At 58.7% G+C, this 21,373-nt stretch carries 15 protein-coding genes; 10 read left to right on the forward strand and 5 right to left on the reverse strand.

The features are described 5' to 3' along the window. Nucleotides 1–74: 74 nt before the first annotated feature. Nucleotides 75–1,028: a LysR family transcriptional regulator gene (locus G1C95_RS10215; protein ID WP_169172835.1), complete on the reverse strand. Its 954-nt coding sequence runs from the start codon at nt 1,026–1,028 to the stop codon at nt 75–77. Nucleotides 1,029–1,248: 220 nt separating this feature from the next. On the opposite strand from G1C95_RS10215, the gene G1C95_RS10220 reads away from it, so the two are divergent. The 4 genes from G1C95_RS10220 to G1C95_RS10235 all read left to right on the forward strand — a co-directional run bounded on the left by G1C95_RS10220 (nt 1,249) and on the right by G1C95_RS10235 (nt 6,849). Beyond that, the gene (locus tag G1C95_RS10220; RefSeq protein ID WP_169172836.1) at nt 1,249–1,968 is read left to right on the forward strand and encodes a LytR/AlgR family response regulator transcription factor; all 720 of its coding nucleotides are present in this window, start codon (nt 1,249–1,251) and stop codon (nt 1,966–1,968) included. A 199-nt stretch (nt 1,969–2,167) separates the two neighbouring features. Further along, nucleotides 2,168–4,594 (forward strand): glycoside hydrolase family 3 C-terminal domain-containing protein, encoded by a 2,427-nt coding sequence (locus tag G1C95_RS10225; protein ID WP_169172837.1) that lies wholly within the window; start codon nt 2,168–2,170, stop codon nt 4,592–4,594. Between the two features lie 155 nt (nt 4,595–4,749). Next, nucleotides 4,750–5,304: a GtrA family protein gene (locus tag G1C95_RS10230; RefSeq protein ID WP_169172881.1), complete on the forward strand. Its 555-nt coding sequence runs from the start codon at nt 4,750–4,752 to the stop codon at nt 5,302–5,304. A 183-nt stretch (nt 5,305–5,487) separates the two neighbouring features. Further along, complete coding sequence (locus G1C95_RS10235) at nt 5,488–6,849, forward strand: ATP-binding protein (RefSeq protein WP_169172838.1); 1,362 nt, start codon at nt 5,488–5,490, stop codon at nt 6,847–6,849. 34 nt (nt 6,850–6,883) lie between these two features. Here G1C95_RS10235 and G1C95_RS12665 read toward each other — a convergent pair whose 3' ends face one another. Next, nucleotides 6,884–7,009 (reverse strand): hypothetical protein, encoded by a 126-nt coding sequence (locus tag G1C95_RS12665; protein ID WP_277348212.1) that lies wholly within the window; start codon nt 7,007–7,009, stop codon nt 6,884–6,886. Between the two features lie 306 nt (nt 7,010–7,315). On the opposite strand from G1C95_RS12665, the gene G1C95_RS10240 reads away from it, so the two are divergent. The 3 genes from G1C95_RS10240 to G1C95_RS10250 all read left to right on the forward strand — a co-directional run bounded on the left by G1C95_RS10240 (nt 7,316) and on the right by G1C95_RS10250 (nt 11,719). Continuing rightward, nucleotides 7,316–8,443, forward strand: coding sequence for an ABC transporter ATP-binding protein (locus G1C95_RS10240; RefSeq protein WP_169172839.1), 1,128 nt, complete (start codon nt 7,316–7,318; stop codon nt 8,441–8,443). A gap of 614 nt (nt 8,444–9,057) precedes the next feature. After that, on the forward strand, nt 9,058–10,038 hold the full coding sequence (locus G1C95_RS10245; protein ID WP_169172840.1) for a hypothetical protein: 981 nt from the start codon (nt 9,058–9,060) through the stop codon (nt 10,036–10,038). Between the two features lie 268 nt (nt 10,039–10,306). Beyond that, nucleotides 10,307–11,719, forward strand: coding sequence for a DUF4032 domain-containing protein (locus tag G1C95_RS10250; RefSeq protein ID WP_169172882.1), 1,413 nt, complete (start codon nt 10,307–10,309; stop codon nt 11,717–11,719). Nucleotides 11,720–11,928: 209 nt separating this feature from the next. Here the strand turns inward: G1C95_RS10250 and rlmB are convergent, their stop codons facing one another. Continuing rightward, nucleotides 11,929–12,921: a 23S rRNA (guanosine(2251)-2'-O)-methyltransferase RlmB gene (rlmB, locus tag G1C95_RS10255; protein WP_169172841.1), complete on the reverse strand. Its 993-nt coding sequence runs from the start codon at nt 12,919–12,921 to the stop codon at nt 11,929–11,931. 185 nt (nt 12,922–13,106) lie between these two features. Here rlmB and G1C95_RS10260 point away from each other — a divergent pair, with 185 nt between their 5' ends. Both G1C95_RS10260 and G1C95_RS10265 read left to right on the forward strand, forming a co-directional pair. Continuing rightward, nucleotides 13,107–14,393 carry an MDR family MFS transporter gene (locus G1C95_RS10260; protein WP_417852273.1) on the forward strand — a complete coding sequence of 429 codons (1,287 nt, stop codon included), beginning with the start codon at nt 13,107–13,109 and terminating at the stop codon, nt 14,391–14,393. Nucleotides 14,394–14,608: 215 nt separating this feature from the next. Continuing rightward, the gene (locus G1C95_RS10265) at nt 14,609–17,581 is read left to right on the forward strand and encodes a cation-translocating P-type ATPase (RefSeq protein ID WP_169172842.1); all 2,973 of its coding nucleotides are present in this window, start codon (nt 14,609–14,611) and stop codon (nt 17,579–17,581) included. Nucleotides 17,582–17,855: 274 nt separating this feature from the next. Here the strand turns inward: G1C95_RS10265 and G1C95_RS10270 are convergent, their stop codons facing one another. Both G1C95_RS10270 and dcd read right to left on the reverse strand, forming a co-directional pair. Next, complete coding sequence (locus tag G1C95_RS10270; RefSeq protein WP_169172843.1) at nt 17,856–19,310, reverse strand: FIVAR domain-containing protein; 1,455 nt, start codon at nt 19,308–19,310, stop codon at nt 17,856–17,858. A 91-nt stretch (nt 19,311–19,401) separates the two neighbouring features. Beyond that, nucleotides 19,402–19,983, reverse strand: a complete 582-nt coding sequence (gene dcd / locus G1C95_RS10275) for a dCTP deaminase (RefSeq protein WP_169172844.1) — start codon at nt 19,981–19,983, stop codon at nt 19,402–19,404. A 464-nt stretch (nt 19,984–20,447) separates the two neighbouring features. Here dcd and G1C95_RS10280 point away from each other — a divergent pair, with 464 nt between their 5' ends. Then, nucleotides 20,448–21,332 (forward strand): hypothetical protein, encoded by an 885-nt coding sequence (locus G1C95_RS10280; RefSeq protein ID WP_169172845.1) that lies wholly within the window; start codon nt 20,448–20,450, stop codon nt 21,330–21,332. Nucleotides 21,333–21,373 lie beyond the last annotated feature (41 nt).

Here is a 21,373-nt window from a genome sequence, read left to right on the forward strand (position 1 = left end):
TGAATATTCAGGGTGAGGCGATCGGCAAGATTGCCCCGCCCTGTCGCCGTCATCCGCCGATATCAGGGCGCTGGCTAGTCCGGTATCGGCGGCGTCGGCATATCGGGGTGGCGTGTGCGGTACTCGTTGACCTGCGCGCAGATCAGTTCGGCGAAACGATGTACTTCGGGCGGAGCGCTCGCCGCCCAAGCCATGCCGTGGGGTATACAGAAATCCCAATTGAGCAGCACAGGTGCCATCGCCGGGTAAATCTCATTCCAATAATCCAGCCCTAGCATAGCCGTGCCCTGCAGCGAACATTGGTTGAATACGGCCAAATCGTTACGATACGGCACGAATTCGAGAATGATGTCGGGGTAACGCTCACGCAACCAGGCTTGAATCTCGCCGGAAACGGTGAAACGAGAATTCTGCGGGATGGCGAGCCGTTGCCCTGATAGTTCGGATATATGTGCGCTTGAGCGGCCGAACAGTGGATGTGACCGCGGCACCAGCAGACAACATGGCGTGCTGCTGAACTGTTGGAATCGATAGCGCCCGGCAAGGGCATGTTGGTCGAAATGACCCATCACCATGTCGAAATCAACCCCCAGTCCTTCGGGGGCCGTTCCGTTGATGTTATCGCCATCGCGGAAAGGAATGATCTGCAACACATATCGATTGTGCATCTCGGACTGCGGATGTTCGGCTAGATAACTGCTCCAAATGTGGGGGAGCTTGTCACAGCGGCTGAACAGGGAATCGCCGATACGTAAAGTGAAGGTGCGTGTGGCCGCATGACGTGTGCGTTCGCACAGCTCCCGGTCGAGGTCGACCAACTGTTGTGCGCCTTGCCGGTAGATTTCGCCGGCCTCGGTAAGTATTACGCCGCTTGGGCTGCGATTAAAAAGTTTGACGCTGAGATGGCGTTCCAGCCGGTTGATTTGGTTCATCACCGCGGTCGATGTGACATAGAGCTGTTCCGCGGCCTTGGTGAAGCTGCCGCATTGCGCGACTTGAAGGAACACGTTGACGGCTTGGTCGAGCATAAGTCTCCTTTCGTGGGTGCTGTGCAACGGCTGGTAGGCGGCATGTTGGGGTATGGACGAGACTTGGCAGCGATGCCGAAAGTCTTGTGCGGGTATGGTACATCCGTAAGTGTCAAGTTTACCTTGATACAGGCTTGGAGAAGTCCGCTATTCCATATCCCATGATTTCTCGATAGAACGGAACTGTAGGCGTAATCGCGAAAAGTCATGGAGGACTGACATGACCACAGTAGAGAAGCTTTCAGTGGCTGTTGTCGACGACGAGCAGTCGATTCGTGCCAGTCTGGTCGAATTGCTGCATCGCTACGAGCAGGAACATCCGGCGGTATTCACTATTTGTGAATACTCAAGTGGCGAAGAGCTGTTGCGTGGCTATCGTTGCGAATTCGATCTGGTGCTGATGGACGTGATGATGGGAGGCGCGGATGGATTCGACATCGCCCACGGGCTGCGCCAATACGATCGTCAGACAAGTCTGGTGTTCGTCACCAGCATCTCGCAGATGGCGATCCGTGGCTACGAGGTGGGCGCGCAAAGCTACCTGCTCAAGCCGGTCTCGTATTTCGCGCTCGAACATGAGCTCGATCGTTGCGTGGCCGCCAAACGACGCAGCCAAACCGATATGCTCACCATGAGCGTCGCCGGCGGTGTGGCGCGTGTGCCGCTCGGCGACATCCAATATCTCGAAAGCGGCAAAGGTCACAAGGTGATCGTGCATGCCTTCGATGCCACCTACGAATTCGTCGGCACACTCAAAAGCTTCAAAGAACAGTTGGAGGATCGCGGTTTCGCATCATGCAACGCCTGCTATCTGGTCAATATGCGTCACGTGACTAGCGTGCAGCGCGACAACTGCGACGTGCGCGGCGGCGTCAGTCTTGGCATCTCCCGCCGCTGCAAAACCCCGTTCATTCAAGCCCTCGCCGACTTCGTGGCGTAGATGTATTCCGCGGGATCCGATGTGCCGCGTAACGCAGAAGCCGACCGATTGTGCGGTGAAAACGACAGGTTGTGAAAACCCGCGTTATGACACTCGAAAGTCTGATTCAATCAAACTAGCGATGAATCGGTGAGACCTGTGCGCCGCAGCACATCATGCTTCCGGTTCGTTGGTAAGTCCTCGAGTGCAAGGGAGAACCATGGAGATCGAAAACCTGTCGGTGCTGGAAAAGGCGTCGCTGCTGTCCGGCGCTTCCGAATGGGATTCGCGCGGCATCGAACGTGCCGACATCCCCAGCTTTGTGATGAGCGACGGCCCCCACGGCGTGCGTCGTCAGCTCGGCGCAGGCGACCATCTGGGCCTCGGCCAGTCCAAGCCCGCCACCTGCTTCCCGACCGCCGCCACCGTGGCCAATTCCTGGGATCCCGAACTCGCCGAAGACATGGGCGAGGCACTGGGCCGCGAAGCGCACGACCTCGACGTGAACGTGCTGCTCGGACCTGGTATGAATATCAAGCGCAACCCGTGGTGCGGCCGTAACTTCGAATACTATTCCGAAGATCCTCAGGTCGCCGGCCGTATGGCCTCCGGCCTGGTTAAAGGCATCCAGTCCAACGGCATCGCCGCCTGCCCCAAGCATTTCGCGGTGAACAGCCAGGAGCTGCGCCGCCAGGCCTCGAACTCCGTGATCGACGAGCGCACCATGCGCGAGCTGTATCTCACCGCCTTCGAAATCGCCGTGCGCGACGCCAAGCCGTGGACCATCATGACCTCCTACAACGAGATCAACGGCGTGTATGCGCACGAGAACGCGCACCTGCTCATCGACATTCTGCGCAAGGAATGGGGCTTCGACGGCATGGTCGTCTCCGATTGGGGCGGCTCCAACTCCGCCGTTGCCGCGGTCAAGGCCGGCGGCACCCTGGAGATGCCCAGCCCCGGCTTCACCTCCGTGCGCGAACTCGTCGGTGCTGTGAACGCTGGCACCCTCGCCGAAGCCGACCTCAACGCCCGCGCGGCCGAAGTCGCCAAAATCGCCCGACTCACCAAAACCACCGGCGTAGGCCGCGATGATCTGCTCACCGACGCCATCATCGCCGAACATCACGAGGTCGCCCGCCGCGTGGCCGAGAACGCCTCCGTGCTGCTCAAGAACGAGAACGCGGTGCTTCCGTTCAGGAACGGCACCCGTGTGGCCGTCGTCGGAGACATGGCCAAAACCCCGCGCTTCCAAGGCTCCGGTTCCTCCAAGGTGAACGCCACCCGCGAAGAGAACATCCTCGACGAGCTCACCGCCATCGACGGCGTCTCCGTAGTCGGCTTCGCGCAGGGCTACGAGCGCCAGGGCGGCGAGAACCGCGCGCTGATCAACGATGCGCTCGCGCTCGCAGCCCGTGAAGATACGGATGCTATTCTCGCCGTGATCGGCCTCGACGAACGCAGCGAATCCGAAGGCCTCGACCGTTCCACCATGGCCATTCCGCACGTGCAGCTTGATATGGTCAAGGCGCTTAAGGATGCCGGCAAGCCGATCGTCGTCGTGCTGGTCGCCGGCTCCCCGGTCGAAACCGACTGGGTTGCCGATGTGGACGCCGTGCTCTATATCGGCCTGTCCGGCCAGGCCGGCGCATCTGCCGCCGCCCGCGCCCTGACCGGCCAAGTCAATCCTTCCGGCCATCTGGCCGAAACCTGGCCGATCCGCTACGAGGACTGCCCCTCCGCCGGCTGGTATCCGGCCATCGGCCGCGACGCCATCTACCGTGAAGGCCCGTTCGTCGGCTACCGTTACTACGAAACCGCCGGTGTACCCGTGCGCTTCCCGTTCGGCTACGGTCTGAGCTATGCCACGTTCTCCTATGCCAATATCAAGGCCGACAAGCAGGGCGTAAGCTTCACCATTACCAATGACTCCGACGTGCCGGGTGCCACCGTCGCCCAGCTGTATGTTCGCGGTCCTCAGGGCGGCGTGCTGCGCCCCGACCACGAACTCAAGGGATTTGCCAAGGTTCAGCTCGATGCTCACGAAACCAAGTCCGTCCGCATCGATTTCGATCGATACACTTTCCGCCATTTCGAGGTATCGAGCAATTCCTGGCAGACCGAGTCCGGCGAGTGGACGCTGATGGTCGGCACCGATGCGCACAGCATGGTGCTGTCCACCACGTTCACCGTCGTTGGCACGGTGGAGCCGAAGCCGGCTGATCCGGCACTTGGCGCCTACCTGACCGGCAAGGTCAAGGAGGCGACCGACGCTGAAATGGTGGCACTGTTCGGCCATAACGTCATCGCGCCCGGCAAACCGACAACCTTCGGTGTCAATGATCCGATCTCTTCGTGGGCGGATTCCAAGGGCTTTGTGGCACGCACCGTCGCCAAAACGCTGCAAAACCAGGAGCGCAAGACGCGTGAGAAGACCGGCCAGCCAGACCTGAACTCCCTGTTCGTGCTCAACATGCCGCCGCGCGCCATGAGCAAGATGACCCAGGGCATGGTTGACGCGGCCATGGTCGACGGCATCGTCAAAATCGCCAACGGCCACACCTTCCGCGGACTTGGCACGGTGATCTCCGGATTCTTCCGCAACCAGTCTGCCAACAAGAAAACCGCGAAGGAACTGGAGTCCTGAGTTCAGAGTCCTGAATCCTTAACAGTCAGGAATCCTGCGAACAATCCGCATCCCACTTATAGCAACGCATGCGTCGGCCATCGGCTGAGCTGCCGAAAGGCCGACGCATGAACAGAGACAACGAGACCAACTTCAAGCACGCTAAGGAGCGCATCATGACCAACACCAACGCCGAAACCCAGCAGCTCGGCCCGATCCGCCAATGGATCAAGGACCACCCGACCATCTGGGAATTCATTGTGTTCAACGTCCTGTCGAACATTTCCACAATCGCTCGTTTCGTGGTCACGTGGATTGGCACCGCGGTGTTCGTCGCAGGGCTTGGCTTGACCGCGCCGTTCCATTTCCTCATCTTCAACTACCCCGAGTCCGGCAACGGTCTGGGCGGCTTCCTGACCTTCCTCTTCGCCGAGGTGATCGCGCAGGTTGTGAACTTCTTCGTGCAGATGAAGTGGGTGTTCAAGTCCGACTCCAGCTTCAAGGACGCCGCATGGAAGTACGCGATTCTCGCCGTTGTCATCGTGGTCGTCAACCTTGTGCTGCCGGGCTACGTTACCTCGCTGTGCCAGGGCTGGGGTCTGAACGCCGGTCTCGCCGGCACCATCGCCTCCGTGGTGAACACGGTGCTTGCGGTTGTCGTGAGCTACCCGCTGCTCAAGTTCTGGATCATGCCCAAGAACAAGGACGCCAAAGCCTCTGACGCCGAATAATCCTTGCGGCTGCGACCGCCCAGTCGCAGCCCATCCCATTCTTCTTCCTCTACTCCTTCCCTGACGATGCCGCCGTGCAGCCAAAGCTTCACGGCGGCATCGTGTATATCTGGGGGTCTACGCACAGCGGCATCGTGTTATACTGAATATCTCCACACGGCGGCATCGTGATAAGGGGTTGACATGCTGGAACGAAAAGTATTGCGGGAGTTGGTTTCTTGGAAGAAACGCACGAATGGCAAAGAGGCTTTGCTGATCGAAGGAGCTCGTCGCGTGGGGAAAAGCACCGTGGCGCAGGAATTCGGAAGAACCGAGTATGAGTCCACCATTCTCGTGGACTTCTCACGATTTCCCAAAGATGTCAGGTCAATTTTCGAAGAGCAGAAAGATGACCTGGACACATTCTTCATGATGCTTTCCGTCTATTATCGAACTCAACTTGTGCGGCGACGGTCTCTGATCATTTTTGATGAGGTTCAGTTGTATCCGCCGGCGCGAGAGATGATCAAACATCTGGTGGCGGACGGACGGTACGACTATGTGGAGACCGGGTCTTTGATTTCCATCAAACGGAATGTGGAGAATATCCTGATTCCCTCTGAGGAATCGAAACTTCACATGGAACCGATGGATTTCGAGGAATTCTGCTGGGCGATGGGAGAGCGCCTGCTATCCGAGGCGATACGAGAATCTTTCGTCGCATTGAAGCCAATGCCGGATGCGTTGCACAAGCGCGCGATGAGACTGTGGCGCGAATACATGCTGGTGGGGGGCATGCCTCAGGTTGTGGATGAATATGTGACCAATAGGGACTTCGGCGAAGCCGACAGAATCAAACGTAATATTTTAGGGTTGTACGGCGATGATATCGGCAAGTTCGCGAACGGTGATGCCGGGCGAGTTCGCGGCATCTTCGCACAGATTCCAGGCCAGTTGTCCAAACATGAGAAGAAGTTCACGCTCGCCTCGATTACCCCAGATGCGCGCTCGCGGGATTATGACGCTGCCTTCTTTTGGTTGGATGACGCTCGTCTGGTCAATATATGCCATAATTCGACTGATCCGACTGTCGGACTTGGTTTATATGAGGATAGCGCGTCGTTCAAGTGCTATATGGCGGACACTGGCCTGCTTGTCTCTCAGACGTTTGCGGATCAGCAAGCCACTCCTGACGAGGTGTACCGCGATATTCTTTTCGACAAGCTTTCGTTGAATGAAGGAATGCTTGTGGAGAATGCAGTGGCCCAACAGTTTAAGGCAGCTGGGCGCCGTCTGTTCTTCTTCTCCAGGTACGCGAAAGGCGATGCTACGAAGACCATGGAGATTGACTTCCTTATCGTGCGTGAGTACGACAATGCCGCCATGAAACAACGAGTGAGCCCGGTGGAAGTGAAGTCGACCAAACAGTACGGGACGTCTTCGCTAGACAAATTCCGCAAAGCATATGGTCAGCGGTTAGGCAAAGAATATGTGCTGCATCCGAAGCAGCTTCAAGTGGATGGGGATCGCATCGCCCTTCCTCTCTATATGAGCGGATGCTTGTGACCTGCGTCGGAGAAATTGAAGCTGAATCCTCCGGTCATGGGATGTGATTGTAAAAATCCACAGCCTGTTCGATGCTGGGTGCTTGTTGCAGTTTTCGTGCGACAAAATGACTGCCGGCATATGGCCCGGGATGCTCAATCGGTAGATGGTTGATGCCCATGCCAATCCATGCGCATTAATCGTGAACGCGTTACAGGGTAGAAATCCCGGATACCATTGTCGCCATCTCCTATCAAGAAACGCCGTATTGTCGGCGCGTCCCTTGCCAAAGTCGTATCCATGTGTATAGTGGAACGTGGCTCAGCGAAGAGAGCTCTTCACCGAACCGCGAAGAAAAGTAAACGCCGAAGTTTGCGGCAGGCCTGAAAATGATGTTGTTGATGGCCAGCAACGAGCGGAAGCACCGTAGTAATCCCTTTACAACGGATCGTGAGGCACGTACCTGCCTCTGAAAGGATGAACAAATATGGCAGAAGTCATTTTCGACCATGTCACTCGTGTCTACCCGGGCAACGATAAGCCCTCTGTGGACGACCTGAATCTTGATATCAAGGACGGCGAGTTCCTCGTTCTCGTTGGCCCCTCTGGCTGTGGTAAGTCCACCACCCTGCGCATGCTCGCAGGTCTGGAAGAGGTCAACAAGGGCCGCATCCTCATCGGTGGCAAGGATGTCACCACGATGCAGCCGAAGGACCGCGACATCGCAATGGTGTTCCAGAACTACGCTCTGTACCCGCACATGACCGTCGCCGACAACATGGGCTTCGCTCTGAAGATCGCCGGCACTCCGAAGGAAGAGATCCGCAAGCGCGTCGAGAAGGCCGCTGAGATCCTCGATCTGACCGAGTACCTCGATCGTAAGCCGAAGGCTCTGTCCGGTGGTCAGCGTCAGCGCGTGGCCATGGGCCGTGCAATCGTCCGTGAGCCGAAGGTCTTCCTCATGGATGAGCCGCTGTCCAACCTCGACGCCAAGCTCCGTGTCCAGACTCGTACCCAGATCGCCGCTCTGCAGCGTCAGCTGGGTGTCACCACCCTGTACGTGACCCACGATCAGACCGAGGCCCTGACGATGGGCGATCGCATCGCCGTCATCAAGCTCGGTATCCTGCAGCAGGTCGGCGCTCCGACCGAGCTGTACGATCGTCCGGCCAACGTCTTCGTCGCCGGCTTCATCGGCTCCCCGTCGATGAACCTGAACACCCACCCGGTGGTCAACGGCAAGGCGAAGATCGGTGAAGACACCGTCGATCTGCCGGCCGAGGCTGTCGCCAAGCTGACCGCTGAGGACAATGGCCAGATCGTCGTCGGCTTCCGTCCGGAAGACGCCACCCTGGCTCCGGCTGATGATCCGAACGCCTTCTCCCTGAAGGTCGTCAACGTCGAGGATCTGGGCTCCGATGGCTACATCTACGGCAACATCCTCACCGATGGCTCCGCCGCCGAGGAATCCCAGCTCATGTCCGACCAGAACAAGCTCACCACGGTTCGTGTGAACCCGCGTGTGCTGCCGAAGGTCGGCGAGACCGTCAAGATCAAGATCGACCCGGCCAAGATGCACCTGTTCGCTCCGTCGACCGAGCTGCGTCTGAACTAGTCGAATCGGTCGTTTGACCGTACGAGTGACCAACCGGCTGGTTTGAATACCGGTCGGGTGGTCGAATAACTAAAACTTGGCTGCGCCTGACAAGGCTCGGTCAACCATTAAACGAGGCGATTCTCTTCCTCTCTTATAGCCTCGTTGGAAAAGCCCTGCATAGCTGCGGGGCTTTTCTTGTTTATGCCCTTATTTTGTGTGATGACGACAACGCAGAAACACTCCAATTGTCCCGTCAGCACACTTTACCTGTCAATTTGCACAGTTCGACTGCAGGATTGTCACATACCTACGTAACAATTCCGCAGTCGAACCGTGCAAACTATCAGTCGAACCGTGTAGCTTGACAGCCCGACCGTGCGAAGCGCCAGTCCGATCGTGCGGATTAGCAGGTAAATCACGGCAATGGGTGGGCGGAAGTCATGTCGGTACTCAACAACTATGGATGAGGTTCGAGCATCTTGGTTATCCACCAGCTTATCCACAGCAAAAGTGGATAAGTCGGTGTCTCCGGCAAGCTCTCTCCACATTGTCAGTATGGCTTGCGATTGCGGCGGTTACGCTCATACGCTCGCAATATGGGTAGTACACGATTAAGTCGCGCAACGATGCGTATGGGTATGCAACAGAAGCTGACTCAATGCGAGCACAGCCGCATCTGTCTCGTAGCAGCAGATAGGCAAGAGTATATGTTCCTGCGCAGATGGGCTGCTAAGGGGTATCTTTGCAATCCTTTCTCCAATTATTATGCTCGGGAGGCGTATTGGCAGTCGATACCTGCGGCCGAACGTACCAGAATAGTCGCTAGAACCATGGGGCAACGTCACCCGAACAGGGTGTTCGGTGGTTTAACCGCTGCATGCCTATGGCGGTTGGAACATTCCACATACCTCGATAGGGGAGGGGCGATTATTGTTTCTTCCGCATCGAACCGTCGCACACCATCCCATAACGGTAAGCTATGCGCCACGTATCTTCCTGATTGGGAGCGCGAATCAGTGCAGTCCCGCGACGGTGTGAATGTCACCGGTATCAAACGAACATTGCTCGACTGTGGGCGAGCATACGAGTTTCGCCATGCTATGGCGTTCTTTGATTCGGCTATCGCACAAGGTTTGGTTGTCCGTGATGAGCTTCTCGAATATCTTGAAACGCCTCGTTTAGGAGTTTGTCAGGATAAAGCGCTGTTGGTGGCTCAACATGCGACGGGATTGAACGAGAATGGTGGAGAATCCTTCTGCTACGCAACGATGTTGGAGGAGGGGTTTTCCGATGTGCGGCAGCAGGTTGAGTTTGTGAATCCGCAGGATGCCAATGATCGTCGGCGAGCTGATTTTGTGGCTGTCCGCGAAGATGGCCGATTGGTGGTGATTGAGTTTGATGGCATGAGGAAATACGACGATCCAACCATGACCGGTGGCAGAACGACCGGTGAAGTAGTGGCGGATGAACGTAGGCGTGAGGCAACCTTGCAAACTTGCGGTGTAGCGGAGATAGTGAGATGCACCTTCGAAGAGGTGAGACGCCGTGTACCGTTGGTTAACAAACTGGTAGCTGCGGGATTACCACGGGGAGCACGGCTGAATACGGCGTAGCCCACGCATGGTTGGACTGCCATTCTGCACGGTTCGACTGCAGGATTGTCACATACCTACGTAACAATTCCGCAGGCCAACCGTGCAAACTGTCAGTCCGACCGTGCAAACTGTCAGTCGAACCGTGCAGCTTGACAGCCCGACCGCGACAAATGGCAGGAAACAGTAGCAGATGGCAATTAGGAGGTACGAGGTACGGCTGAGGGCGGCTGGGCATGACAGGCGCGGGGCTGGGATGGAACGGGCAGCGGGTACGCTGGTACCTATGATGCAAGCAGCAATGGATTTGACGCAGTTGGACCCGCGAGCCGCTAAGGCCACCTCCGTGCAGGCAGAGGATGAACATGCCAATTCGGTGGAGCCGCAGGCCCTGAAGATTACCGCCGCCAGCTCGAACCCGAGAATGTTCACGCTGCCGTGGCACAAACCTCTGGCCACTTGGCCCCAAGATTTACTCGCCAACCTGCCTCGCGGTATTTCCCGCCACGTGGTGCGATTCGTGCATGTGGGCGACGAGGTGTACGCAATGAAGGAGATCACGCGACAGGTCGCCGAGCGTGAGTATGAGATTCTGCGCCGTCTGCAGAAGCTGGAACTGCCCACTGTCACGCCGATTGCCGTGGTTACCGGCCGTCACGATAAGAACGGCGAGCCGCTGGAGGCGATTCTGGTCACCAAGCACCTGAAGTTCTCATTGCCGTATCGTGCGTTGTTCGCCCGCAACCTGCGCCCTGACACCGCCGAGCGTCTGATTGACGCGCTTGCCGTGCTGATGGTGCGTTTGCATCTGGCCGGCTTCTATTGGGGTGATGTGTCGCTGTCGAACGTGCTGTTCCTGCGCGATGCCGACGCCTTCACCGCCTTCCTGGTCGATGCGGAAACCGGTGATTTGCAGATTACGCTGACCGAAGGCCAGCGCGAATACGATATCGATCTGGCCCGCACCAACATCATTGGTGAATTGATGGATTTGAGCTCCGGCAAGCTACTGCCCGGTGATGTGGACGAAATTGAGGTCGGCAACCGTCTGGTGGAACGCTACCATTCGCTGTGGGGCGCTCTGACCAACACCGACAAGTTCGGGCCCGACGAAATGTGGAAGATCGAACAGCGCGTCAACAAGCTCAACGATTTGGGCTTCGATGTGGACGAGCTGGAGATGAAAACCGCCGAGGACGGCAAGCGTGTGTTGGTGCGTCCTCGCGTGGTGGACGCTGGCTATGCGAACCGCAAGCTGCTGCGTCTGACTGGTTTGGATGTGCAGGAGAATCAGGCCCGTCGTCTGCTCAACGATCTGGACGCCTACCGTGCCTCCACTTGGCGCGAAGGCGAAGACCTGGAGATTGTAGCCACCGACTGGATGCGCGAGGTATTCGAACCGACCGTGCGCATGATTCCGCGCGAATACCGTTCGCAGATCGAACCGGCACAGTTCTTCCATGAAGTGCTTACCCACCGTTGGTATTTGGCCGAAAAGGCCGGTCATGACGTGCCGATGGGCGAGGCTGTGACCAGCTACATCGACAATGTGCTGCCCGAATACAAGCTCGATAAGAAGGATATCGACGCGCTGCTCGAAGAAGCCGACGCCGGTGTGATCGATGACGAATCCACGTATAACGATCCCGACGACGATTACAATCCCGACGATGACCCGGATGCGGCTGTCTGGTCGCACTAAACACACGGCTTGATACCTGCCACCGCCGGTATGGCGGGAACAGCGTTGGAAAGTTGAAAAGTGGCGCGTCGCGCAACGCACCATGAACGTCGGATAATGCCGAATAACAATGAAGCCCTGCCAATAAGCAGGGCTTCATTTGTAGTGCTGTAATTATTGGCTATGATGCCGGCAAGGCCGACAAACAAGTACCAGCTTGCGCCAAATGCTTACGCTTCGGCGGCCTTGCGGCGCGCGGTGGACACGGCATACAGGCTGATGCCCGCAGCCACGGATGCGTTCAACGATTCCACCGACGAGGAGATCGGAATGCCTGCAATGGCGTCGCAGGCCTCACGCACCAGACGGCCCAGGCCGGAACCTTCCGAGCCGAGCACCACAACCAGCGGATCGGTTTCAAAACCGGTTTCGCCGACGATTTTGTCGCCGCCGCCGTCCAGACCGACCACGTAGTAGCCGCGCTCCTTCAAGCCTTCGAGCGCCTTGTTGAGATTGACCACGCGCGCCACTGGCATATGCGCGGCGGCACCGGCCGACACCTTCCACGCGGCCGCGTTCACCGAAGCGGAGCGACGTTCGGGCAGAATCACACCATTGGCACCGAATGCCGCAGCGGAACGAATCACGGCACCGAGGTTCTGCGGATCGGTCACGCCATCAAGCGCGATGAACAGCGGGCGTGCGGCGATACGTGCGACGGCCGAGTTCGCGGCCTCCATCGCCTTAGCCTTCTTCTCCGCGCGTTCGGCGATTTCGTGCAGCGAGGAGTACTGGAACGGATTGACCTTAAGGATAATGCCCTGATGGTTGCCGGAGCGCGCAATGCGATCCATTTCCAGACGGTCGGCTTCCATCATGTGCAAACCATTCGCGCCGGCGATTTTCACGATTTCACGTGTGCGATCATCATGCTCGATGCGCGAGAGGATATACAGCGTGGAGGAGGGCACGCCTACGCGCAGCGCCTCCAGCACGGAGTTACGGCCGAACACCAGATCAGTGGTGTCGGCGGAGGAGAACTTGTCCACACGACGACGGGCCGCCAAACGCGGATCCGCCATCTTGCGCTTGTCAGCGGCCTTTTTTGCCTTATATGCCTTGTGATACACGCGATCTTCGGCCTTCGGGGTCGGCCCCTTGCCGCGAAGCGCGTTACGATGCTTACCACCCGACCCCTTGGTCGGTCCTTTTTTCAATGCCATAGGTGTTATTGTCCCAGCACCCCAGCCCAATCGACCGCTGCCGCGTGCGGTTGGTGCCGAGGCGTCCGCGCATGCGGAGCGTCCTACGCGTATAGTGGTCTGGTTGGTTTGCTTGACAGCGATGCAAGGCGGTGACGACCATGACCGGGAATAAGGCGACGAATACGCGCAAGGCGGCAGCGACTATGAAGCTGCGCACCACGCGCAACCTGTTCGGGCTGCCAATGTTGTATTGGGGATTGTGGCTGGCACTGCTAATCCTGTGGATGGGTCGCTTCGTCACCTCGTTCCTGTCGATTTATTTGGTATCCGCTCTGCATATCGATGAGGGCGTGGTTGGCACGGTTGTGTCCATGTATGGCTTCGGCTCCATTTTCGGCTGCCTGTTCGGCGGTGCGTTGTCCGACCGATTCGGCCGCCAGCCAATGATTATCATCGGTGAAATCGGTGCCGCCGTCGCGATATTGACCATGGCGTTCCTGATCGAACCAATCTCGCTGGGCGTGGCGCTGTTCGTCTATGGCGTGTTCGCCTCGCTGCCCAGCCCAGCCATCGCCGCCTATATCGCTGACGTGGTGCCGGCCCCGAATCGTCAGCGCGCATATGTGCTGCAATCCTGGGCCATCAATTTCGGCTACGCTATCGGCCCGATTATCGCCAACCAGCTGGTTAAGGTGTCGTATGCGCTGATGTTCTACGTCGAAGCGGTGGTGATGGTCGCCGTTGCCATACTGCTGGTTGCGTTCTTCCGCGAAGCCCGCCATCTGGGGCTGTCGCTGCCGAAACCCGGAGAGGCGCGCCAGGAGCGTGCCGGCGATACGGCCGGCGATACAACGGATAATGCGCCGGCCAAGGTATCCATGGCGCGCAACTACATTCGCGCCTTGAGCGATGGCCCGTTCATGCTGTTTGCCGTGCTGATGTTCGGCTACTACATTGTCTACTTCCAATCCACCTCCGGCCTGCCCATCGCAATGACCGAGCTGGGCATGGGCACCGGCGAGTATTCGATTCTGCTGACCATCAACGGTGGCATGCTATGCCTGCTGCAGATTCCTGCAATGAAACTATTCGCCCGCATGGGCAACGCCCGTGTGCTGGTGGCCGGGCTTGCCGTTACCGCGATCGGCTATGCCGTGCAGATTTTCGCGCACTCATGGGTCGGTTTCGCCTTTGCTGTGGTGCTGTGGACACTTGGTGAGCTTGGCACTTTCCCAATCGCCACTACCACGGTTGCCGAAATGGCCCCGGCGGACGCGCGCGGCACCTACCAGGGCGTCTACAACGTGCTGTGGTCGGTTTCCATCGCTTTGGCGCCGTTGGTTGGCGGATGGGTGATCAGCGGCTTCGGTGGCCGCAGCCTGTGGATCGCTTGCACTGTGGTGTTGGTTATCGTCACCGTCGGTCTTGCGCTGTCCAAGGCCTCCCGGGAGCGTGGTGCCGCCCGCACCCTGAAGGAAATCAACGTATAAGGCTATAAAACTTGAGATGTCGCGCGAATAGGTGCGCAGGTTACGCCGAGTGCAAACCAAGGTGTGGAATAATGGGGCAGGTATGCATCGGTGGCGTTTGCGCCGGTGCCCACAACCGCGCAGCAGCGCGACGAGGTTGTGGTGGCGCGGAAGGGGCGCGGCCACAGCCGAATCAAGCGGGCTGACTACTCCGCGGCAATCTCAAGGAGATTACCATGGTTGATCACAGCAACGATCAATCGACTGTCGATAAGGGCATTGCGGCCCAGCAGGCTTTGCTGGCCGATGCCGACCCCAGCCTGACCGATGTGGCCGATGTGGCCAAGGCTCTGAACGTCGACCCCAATGTCGGTTTAAGTGAGGCGGAGGCCAAGCGCCGCCGTGAGAAATTCGGGCCGAACGAGCTGGCCCAAGCACCTCCCGTGCCCAAGTGGAAGAAGTTCCTGCAGCAGTTCCAGGATCCACTGGTCTACCTGCTGCTTGCGGCCACCGTGATTTCGGTGATCGCATGGTTCATTGAACGCGCCAACACCGCCCCCGGTGCCGAAGGTGGCGAGGCGCTGCCCTTCGATGCGCTGGTAATTGTGCTGATCCTCGTCGTCAACGCCGTGCTTGGCTATATTCAGGAAGCCAAGGCCGAAGCCGCCGTTGAAGCGCTGGCGCAAATGACTGCGCCACAAACCTCCGTGCTGCGCGACGGCAAAGTGGTGCGTATCAATACTGCTGATGTGGTACCCGGCGACATCATCGTGCTCGCCGAAGGCGACTCCGTCTCCGCCGACGGCCGCTTGGTAACCGCGGCGTCCCTGCGCATTGCAGAAGCTTCGCTGACCGGCGAATCCGTGCCCGTAGGCAAGAAACCCGAAACCCTGGCACAGGCCAAGGCGTTGGGCGACCGCGCCAACATGATTTTCAACGGCACCTCCGTCACCCAAGGCACCGGCCGCGCCATCGTGACCGGCACCGGCATGAACACGCAGGTCGGCAAAATCGCCGACATGCTGTCCGCCACCGAAGACGAGAAAACCCCGCTGCAGAAGGAAATGGACTACGTTTCCAAGATTCTGGGCATCGCGGTGTGCATCATCGCCGTTGTGGTGCTGGCGGCGCTCGCCATCATGGAAGGCTTCCATGACATCCACGACGTTATCGACTCGCTGCTGCTGGCCGTCTCACTGGCTGTGGCCGCCGTGCCGGAGGGCTTGGCTGCGATTCTGACCGTGGTGCTGGCTCTTGGCGTGCAACGCATGGCCGCGCACAATGCCATCGTCAAGAAACTGCATTCGGTGGAAACCCTCGGTTCCGCTTCCGTGATCTGCTCGGACAAGACCGGCACGCTCACCCGCAACGAGATGACCGTCGAGCGTGTGGTCACGCCATCCGGCGAAGTGCAGATCACCGGCACTGGTTATGCGCCGGAAGGCCGCATGGTGCTGCCGGCCGGCGTGGACGGCGAATCCGAACGAGGCATGGCCATCCGCGACGAAGTCACCGCCACCCTGATCGCCGGCACGCTGGCGAACGATGGCGAACTGCGCGAAGGCGACAAGCCTGGCGCATGGGACATCGTGGGCGACCCCACCGAAGTGTCGCTGGTTGTCGCCGCGCGCAAGGTGAAGGCCGATCGCAAAGCAAAGCATTACGTTCGCGTCGCCGAGATTCCGTTCACTTCGGAACGCAAGCGCATGGCCATCGTTGCCAAGGATGACGCCGATTCCGGCAAGCTCACGGTGTTCGCCAAGGGTGCGCCCGATGTGCTGCTGAGCTACTGCTCGCGCATTCAGGTGGGTGGCCATGTGCGCCCGCTGACCGACGGCGATCGTCAGGATATTCTCGCCACCGTGGAACGCCTTTCCTCCGAGGCCTACCGCACGCTGGGACAGGCCTATCGCCCGTTGGAAACCAGTTCGCTGGCCGAGGTTCCCGGCATCGCCGTGAACGCTGCCGGACAGATTTCCGACATCGCCGAACAGTCCGGTGCCATCGAAACCGACCTGATTTGGAACGGCATGGTGGGCATTATCGATCCGCCGCGCACCGAAGTGCGCGACTCCGTGGCCGAAGCTCACCGCGCCGGCATTCGCGCCGTTATGATCACCGGCGACCACCCGCTGACCGCCGCACGCATCGCCTCCGATCTGGGCATTATCGAGTCCGGTGGCAAGGCTTTGACCGGCGATCAGCTTGACGCGCTTGCCTCCAAGGGCGACGCCGCATTCGACAAGGCAACCTCCGAAGTGTCCGTCTACGCCCGTGTGGCCCCCGAGCACAAGCTCAAGATCGTGGAGTCGCTGCAACGTCAGGGCAATATCGTGGCCATGACCGGCGACGGTGTGAACGACGCTCCCGCGGTCAAGTCTGCCGATATCGGCGTGGCCATGGGCATCACCGGCACCGAGGTCACCAAGCAAAGCGCCAAGATGATTCTGGCGGATGACAATTTCTCCACCATCGTCGCCGCCGTGCGCGAAGGTCGCGTGATCTTCGACAACATCAGGAAGTTCCTGCGCTATCTGCTGAGCTCCAACGTGGGCGAAGTGTTCACCGTGTTCTTCGGCGTGGTACTTGCCGGATTCCTCGGCATCTCCCAGCCGGATTCGGTGGGCGTCACCGTGCCGCTGCTGGCCACCCAGCTGCTGTGGATCAATCTGCTGACCGATGCGGCACCGGCCCTGGCCATGGGCGTGGACCCGCAGACCGAAGACGTGATGAACCGCAGGCCGCGCAAGCTCACCGACCGTGTGATCGACGCCTCGATGTGGGGCGACATCATCTACATCGGCGTCATCATGGCTGCTGTCACGCTGATCGGCATGGATATGCACCTGTCGGGTGGCCTGTTCACCGACCGTTCGGTGGATGCGCTCGGACATGAGGCGCAGATGGTTGAGGCACGCACCATGGGCTTCACGATTCTGGTGTTCGCCCAGCTGTTCAACGCCCTCGCCTCCCGCTCGCATGCACAGTCCGCGTTCGTGGGTCTGTTCTCCAACAAGTGGCTGTGGGGTGCCATCGGCATCTCTGTCGTACTGCAGCTGGTGGTGATTTACGTACCGTTCCTCAACTCCGCGTTCGGCACCACGCCGCTGTCGGCGATGGCATGGCTGGAATGCATCGGTCTGGCCGCGTTCGTGTTGGTCGCCTCCGAGCTGCGCAAGCTGGTGCTCAGGATGATGGCCAAGAAGTAGTTGCAGGCCTTTATCGAACGCCGGTAATGAACACCGAATAGAGGCTGACTAACAGCCAGATAACGATAATGCCCCTTAGCGCGGTTCAGTTCCGCACTGAGGGGCATTCGTATGCGTGGAATTGGTGACGGGTGCGATGGTTGCCGGACGGTGCTTGCCAGCTCACGAACCTCACTGGCTGACTCATCAACTACTGCGAACAGTAGCTGGTTCTCGTTGGCTGTAGCGGGCGGCAGCCAACCGTAACCCGATAGCTACCGGTAGCTAGTAGCAATCAATTGGTTGTGCCGGATTCCGTCTCGCCGTCGGTGGTGCCAGTGGTGGTATCTGTAGTATTGCCGTTGCTATTGGTATCGCTATTGTTGGCGTCGGTATCAGTGCCGTTGTTGGTGTCAGTGCCATTGGTATCGCTGGTGTTGGCGTTGGCTTCGGCATCGGTTTTGGCCTGAATCGAAGCGTTCACATCCGACTCGGCCTTCTGCAGTGCGGAAATCGCGTTATTGACATCCGTTTCGGAAGGTTTGTCGCCGCCCAGCACGCTATTCGCGCTGGCGATGGCGGACTGCAGTGCCGTGCGCGTATTTTCGTCGGCCACGGTACCCGCCGAATTATTCAGCGTGCTCTGTGCCTGCTCAATGGCCGAACTCAACGTTGATTTCAGTGCATTGACACTGGCCGAATTCTTGGAATCGTCCACGGCCTTAACGGCGGCATTGATGGCGTCCGTCTGCGAGGTGACGGTATCCAATTGGTCGCGCATATCAGAGGCGCGTTTTTTCAGTTCGTCAGCAGTGAGTGTGGCGGTGCATTCAGTGGTGTCCGCTGGAGTGGACGCGTTCTGCAGGGCGTTGTTCAGGGTGCTGAGCGTACCGGAATCAGTCACCTGGTCTGCAGGTGTTTGCGCGGCGCTCTGCCCGTTGGTCACCGCTGTGGTCAGTTCCTTTTTGGCGGCATCATATTGCTTCGCGGCCGTCTGGCATTCGGCCAACGCCGCAGCCTGAGTGACTTTGGTGCCGTTGGAACGCCACCAGAACACCCCGCCGATGATCAGTGCGAGTACCACGATAACGGCGATGACAATGCCGACGATTTTGCCGGTGTTCGACTTCGAGCCGCTCTTGCGCTTTCCCTGAGGCGCATCGTTGGAATCCGAGCCATCGTTGGCAAGAGGATCAATCGGCGCGATTGAAGGAGGCATAGTCAGCGGTTGTGCGCTGGCATTGGCATCGCTGACTGGCGAGAACACTTGGGTTGCAGCAGCATTTGACGAATCAGCTGGGGCCGTGCCCAGAGCGCCGGAAGTGTACGGCTGGGTTGCGGCTATGGTCGGCTGATCCACGGGGAACTGTGCGGCGGCATAAGGTTGGGTTGCGGCGACAGTTGGCTGATCCGTCGAGGATTGCGCGCCGGCAGCATACGGTTGGGAGGTGTACGGCTGTGTGGCATCCGGCGTATACGGCATCGCCTGCGTGGGCGCGGCAGCCTGGGTCGGTTGGAAGGCCTGTGTTGCCGCGGACTGATCCGCCGGCAGAAAGCGCTGCGTGGCCTGATCCCACACATACTGCGGCTGATTGTGAGCGTCCTGACCGGCTGTTGGCGTTGGCGTAGTGGCGGCCGGCGTTGGTTGTGTTACTGCAGTGGGCATATCCGGCAGGGGAGGCACCGAAGGCTGCTTGCGTTTCTCGTGATGCTGGAAATCGAAATCAAAACCACCATCGCTATTGGTCATGAACGCTCCTTACCTAGGTGAGAACACATGCTTGCGCGCACTGTGGAACAAATAACTATGCGATTGCGGACAATGGCGCAGGCGGCGCGAATTAATCGTCGATACGCGCGCGATAGAAATTTTCGTAGGATCGGCTTGGCGTCGGCCCACGCTGGCCCTGATAATGCGAGCCAGTGCCCTTGGAACCATATGGATGCTCGGCTGGCGAACTGAGCTGGAAAAAGCACATCTGACCGATTTTCATACCCGGCCACAACTTAACCGGCAGCGTCGAAACATTGGACAGCTCCAGCGTGATATGCCCTTCGAATCCAGGGTCGATGAATCCGGCCGTCGAATGAGTCAGAATGCCAAGGCGGCCCAGCGAGCTTTTGCCCTCTAAACGTGCCGCAATGGTCGGATCCAGCTTGACGTATTCCCACGTGGATCCCAGCGCAAACTCTCCGGGATGCAGAATCCACGGCTCGTCCGGAGCGACTTCGAACTGTTCAGTCAGCGCACCCTGGTTCTCAGCCGGATCCACATAGGTGTAGGCGTGATTGTTGAACAAGCGGAAGTATCGATCCAGACGCACGTCGATGGAGGCGGGCTGCACCATCTCGGGACTCCACGGCTCCATCGCAATATGGCCTTCGGCCTGTGCGGCGAGAATGTCGCGATCGGACAGCAGCATATGAAACTCCTTGGCATGCGTGGTAAATACTGCCCCTAAGTCTAACCCAACCTCTTCCGCCTAGTAGGGCTTGCTTTACGAAGCTTACGAACCATACGCTTCGGCTATCGAGCCATGATGGGGAGTGGAGGATAAGGCAAGAAAAAACTTTCAGGTTATTCTCAGACAAACACAGCAATAAGCACAGGAACAGGTGATTACATAATACATGTCAGCGAAATACAGAAGCTGGCCAGGAGCCGCAGCAGTTCCCGACAATTGAACCCCTTTCTTCTTCTCTCTCCTTTCTCTCCCCGGTGGTCCCCCCACCGGGGTTCTTTTTTTGTCTGACATCCGTCGACTCGTTGGACTGGTTCAGCGGGCTGACTTGTTGAACCGACTTATTGGGCTGATTCATTCCTTGGAATGAGTGCTTCGAGTGCATAAGCGCGTTAGACTTGGGGTGAACGGCAAAGGGGGCGTCGATGACCAACAACAACGAGAATTACGATTTCTTTGGGGGTGCCGAATACCAGGATTCACCGCAGCGACATACCGGCCGACGCAGCGGCGGACGCATTGGCAGCTTCCGCACCCCACGACTGAAAACCAGCAGCCCTGCATCGCGACTATTGCGCAAGCTGGCGCTGCTCACAGGCTGCATGGCCGTGTTGGTATCGGCTGCCTCTGCCGTGCATGAAGTCGCTCCGTTCGCCATTTCCTTTCTGGTGTCGGTGCCCGGCCGCTATATTGCGCTTGCCGGCGCGATACTGATTGCAATCACCATGATTCTGGTGATTGCGGCACGCGCCTCCATGCCACGCTACGCCACACACGGCGGCGTCGGTGCCGGCGGCATTGTTGCGCTGGTGGCGGCGATTGTGCTGCTTACCGTCGGTGTGGCCGTTGGCGTGCTGTTCCCCGAAGGCTTGGTGCAACGGCAGGAACGTGACGTGGCACCGGTGGATAACACCGCACAAATGGAACAGGGTATCGAACAGGTGGCGGGCACCTGTGAATCAGGCTGGCAGGGTATGAATTCTGGAGGTCTTCCCGGCATTATCACTGTGCAGGTGTGCGAGGATCGTCGTGTGGCCTTCGTCTCCTTCGATTCAGAAGCGTCAGCGACCATTGGCCGCATACCGGTGCAAAGCGGCATTTCCACGCTGCTTGCCCAGAACGCCGGCAACGAGCAGGCGCAGGGCGACTGGCGGCTGCTGAGCGGCGAACGCTGGACGGTGTTCGGCGAGGCGCCGACCATCAGCGCATTGCAGCAGCAGTGGGGTGGCAGTATTTCGACAGTTGATGCCGGAGATGCCGGAGATACCGGGGATTCCGCTGGATCCGATAGCTCTGCTACGGCTCAGTAGATTCACGAGTGTGAGGCAAATCATGCCCATACGGGTATGAG

This window comes from Bifidobacterium oedipodis (assembly GCF_012932425.1).
Taxonomy (GTDB): Bacteria; Actinomycetota; Actinomycetes; order Actinomycetales; family Bifidobacteriaceae; genus Bifidobacterium; species Bifidobacterium oedipodis.

Coding starts and splice junctions, on each gene's coding strand:
- G1C95_RS10215 (WP_169172835.1), bottom strand. CDS start 1,028: ATGCTCGACCAAGCCGTCAACGTGTTCCTTCAAGTCGCGCAATGCGGC.
- G1C95_RS10220 (WP_169172836.1), top strand. CDS start 1,249: ATGACCACAGTAGAGAAGCTTTCAGTGGCTGTTGTCGACGACGAGCAG.
- G1C95_RS10225 (WP_169172837.1), top strand. CDS start 2,168: ATGGAGATCGAAAACCTGTCGGTGCTGGAAAAGGCGTCGCTGCTGTCC.
- G1C95_RS10230 (WP_169172881.1), top strand. CDS start 4,750: ATGACCAACACCAACGCCGAAACCCAGCAGCTCGGCCCGATCCGCCAA.
- G1C95_RS10235 (WP_169172838.1), top strand. CDS start 5,488: ATGCTGGAACGAAAAGTATTGCGGGAGTTGGTTTCTTGGAAGAAACGC.
- G1C95_RS12665 (WP_277348212.1), bottom strand. CDS start 7,009: ATGGGCATCAACCATCTACCGATTGAGCATCCCGGGCCATATGCCGGC.
- G1C95_RS10240 (WP_169172839.1), top strand. CDS start 7,316: ATGGCAGAAGTCATTTTCGACCATGTCACTCGTGTCTACCCGGGCAAC.
- G1C95_RS10245 (WP_169172840.1), top strand. CDS start 9,058: ATGGGTATGCAACAGAAGCTGACTCAATGCGAGCACAGCCGCATCTGT.
- G1C95_RS10250 (WP_169172882.1), top strand. CDS start 10,307: ATGCAAGCAGCAATGGATTTGACGCAGTTGGACCCGCGAGCCGCTAAG.
- rlmB (WP_169172841.1), bottom strand. CDS start 12,921: ATGGCATTGAAAAAAGGACCGACCAAGGGGTCGGGTGGTAAGCATCGT.
- G1C95_RS10260 (WP_417852273.1), top strand. CDS start 13,107: ATGAAGCTGCGCACCACGCGCAACCTGTTCGGGCTGCCAATGTTGTAT.
- G1C95_RS10265 (WP_169172842.1), top strand. CDS start 14,609: ATGGTTGATCACAGCAACGATCAATCGACTGTCGATAAGGGCATTGCG.
- G1C95_RS10270 (WP_169172843.1), bottom strand. CDS start 19,310: ATGACCAATAGCGATGGTGGTTTTGATTTCGATTTCCAGCATCACGAG.
- dcd (WP_169172844.1), bottom strand. CDS start 19,983: ATGCTGCTGTCCGATCGCGACATTCTCGCCGCACAGGCCGAAGGCCAT.
- G1C95_RS10280 (WP_169172845.1), top strand. CDS start 20,448: ATGACCAACAACAACGAGAATTACGATTTCTTTGGGGGTGCCGAATAC.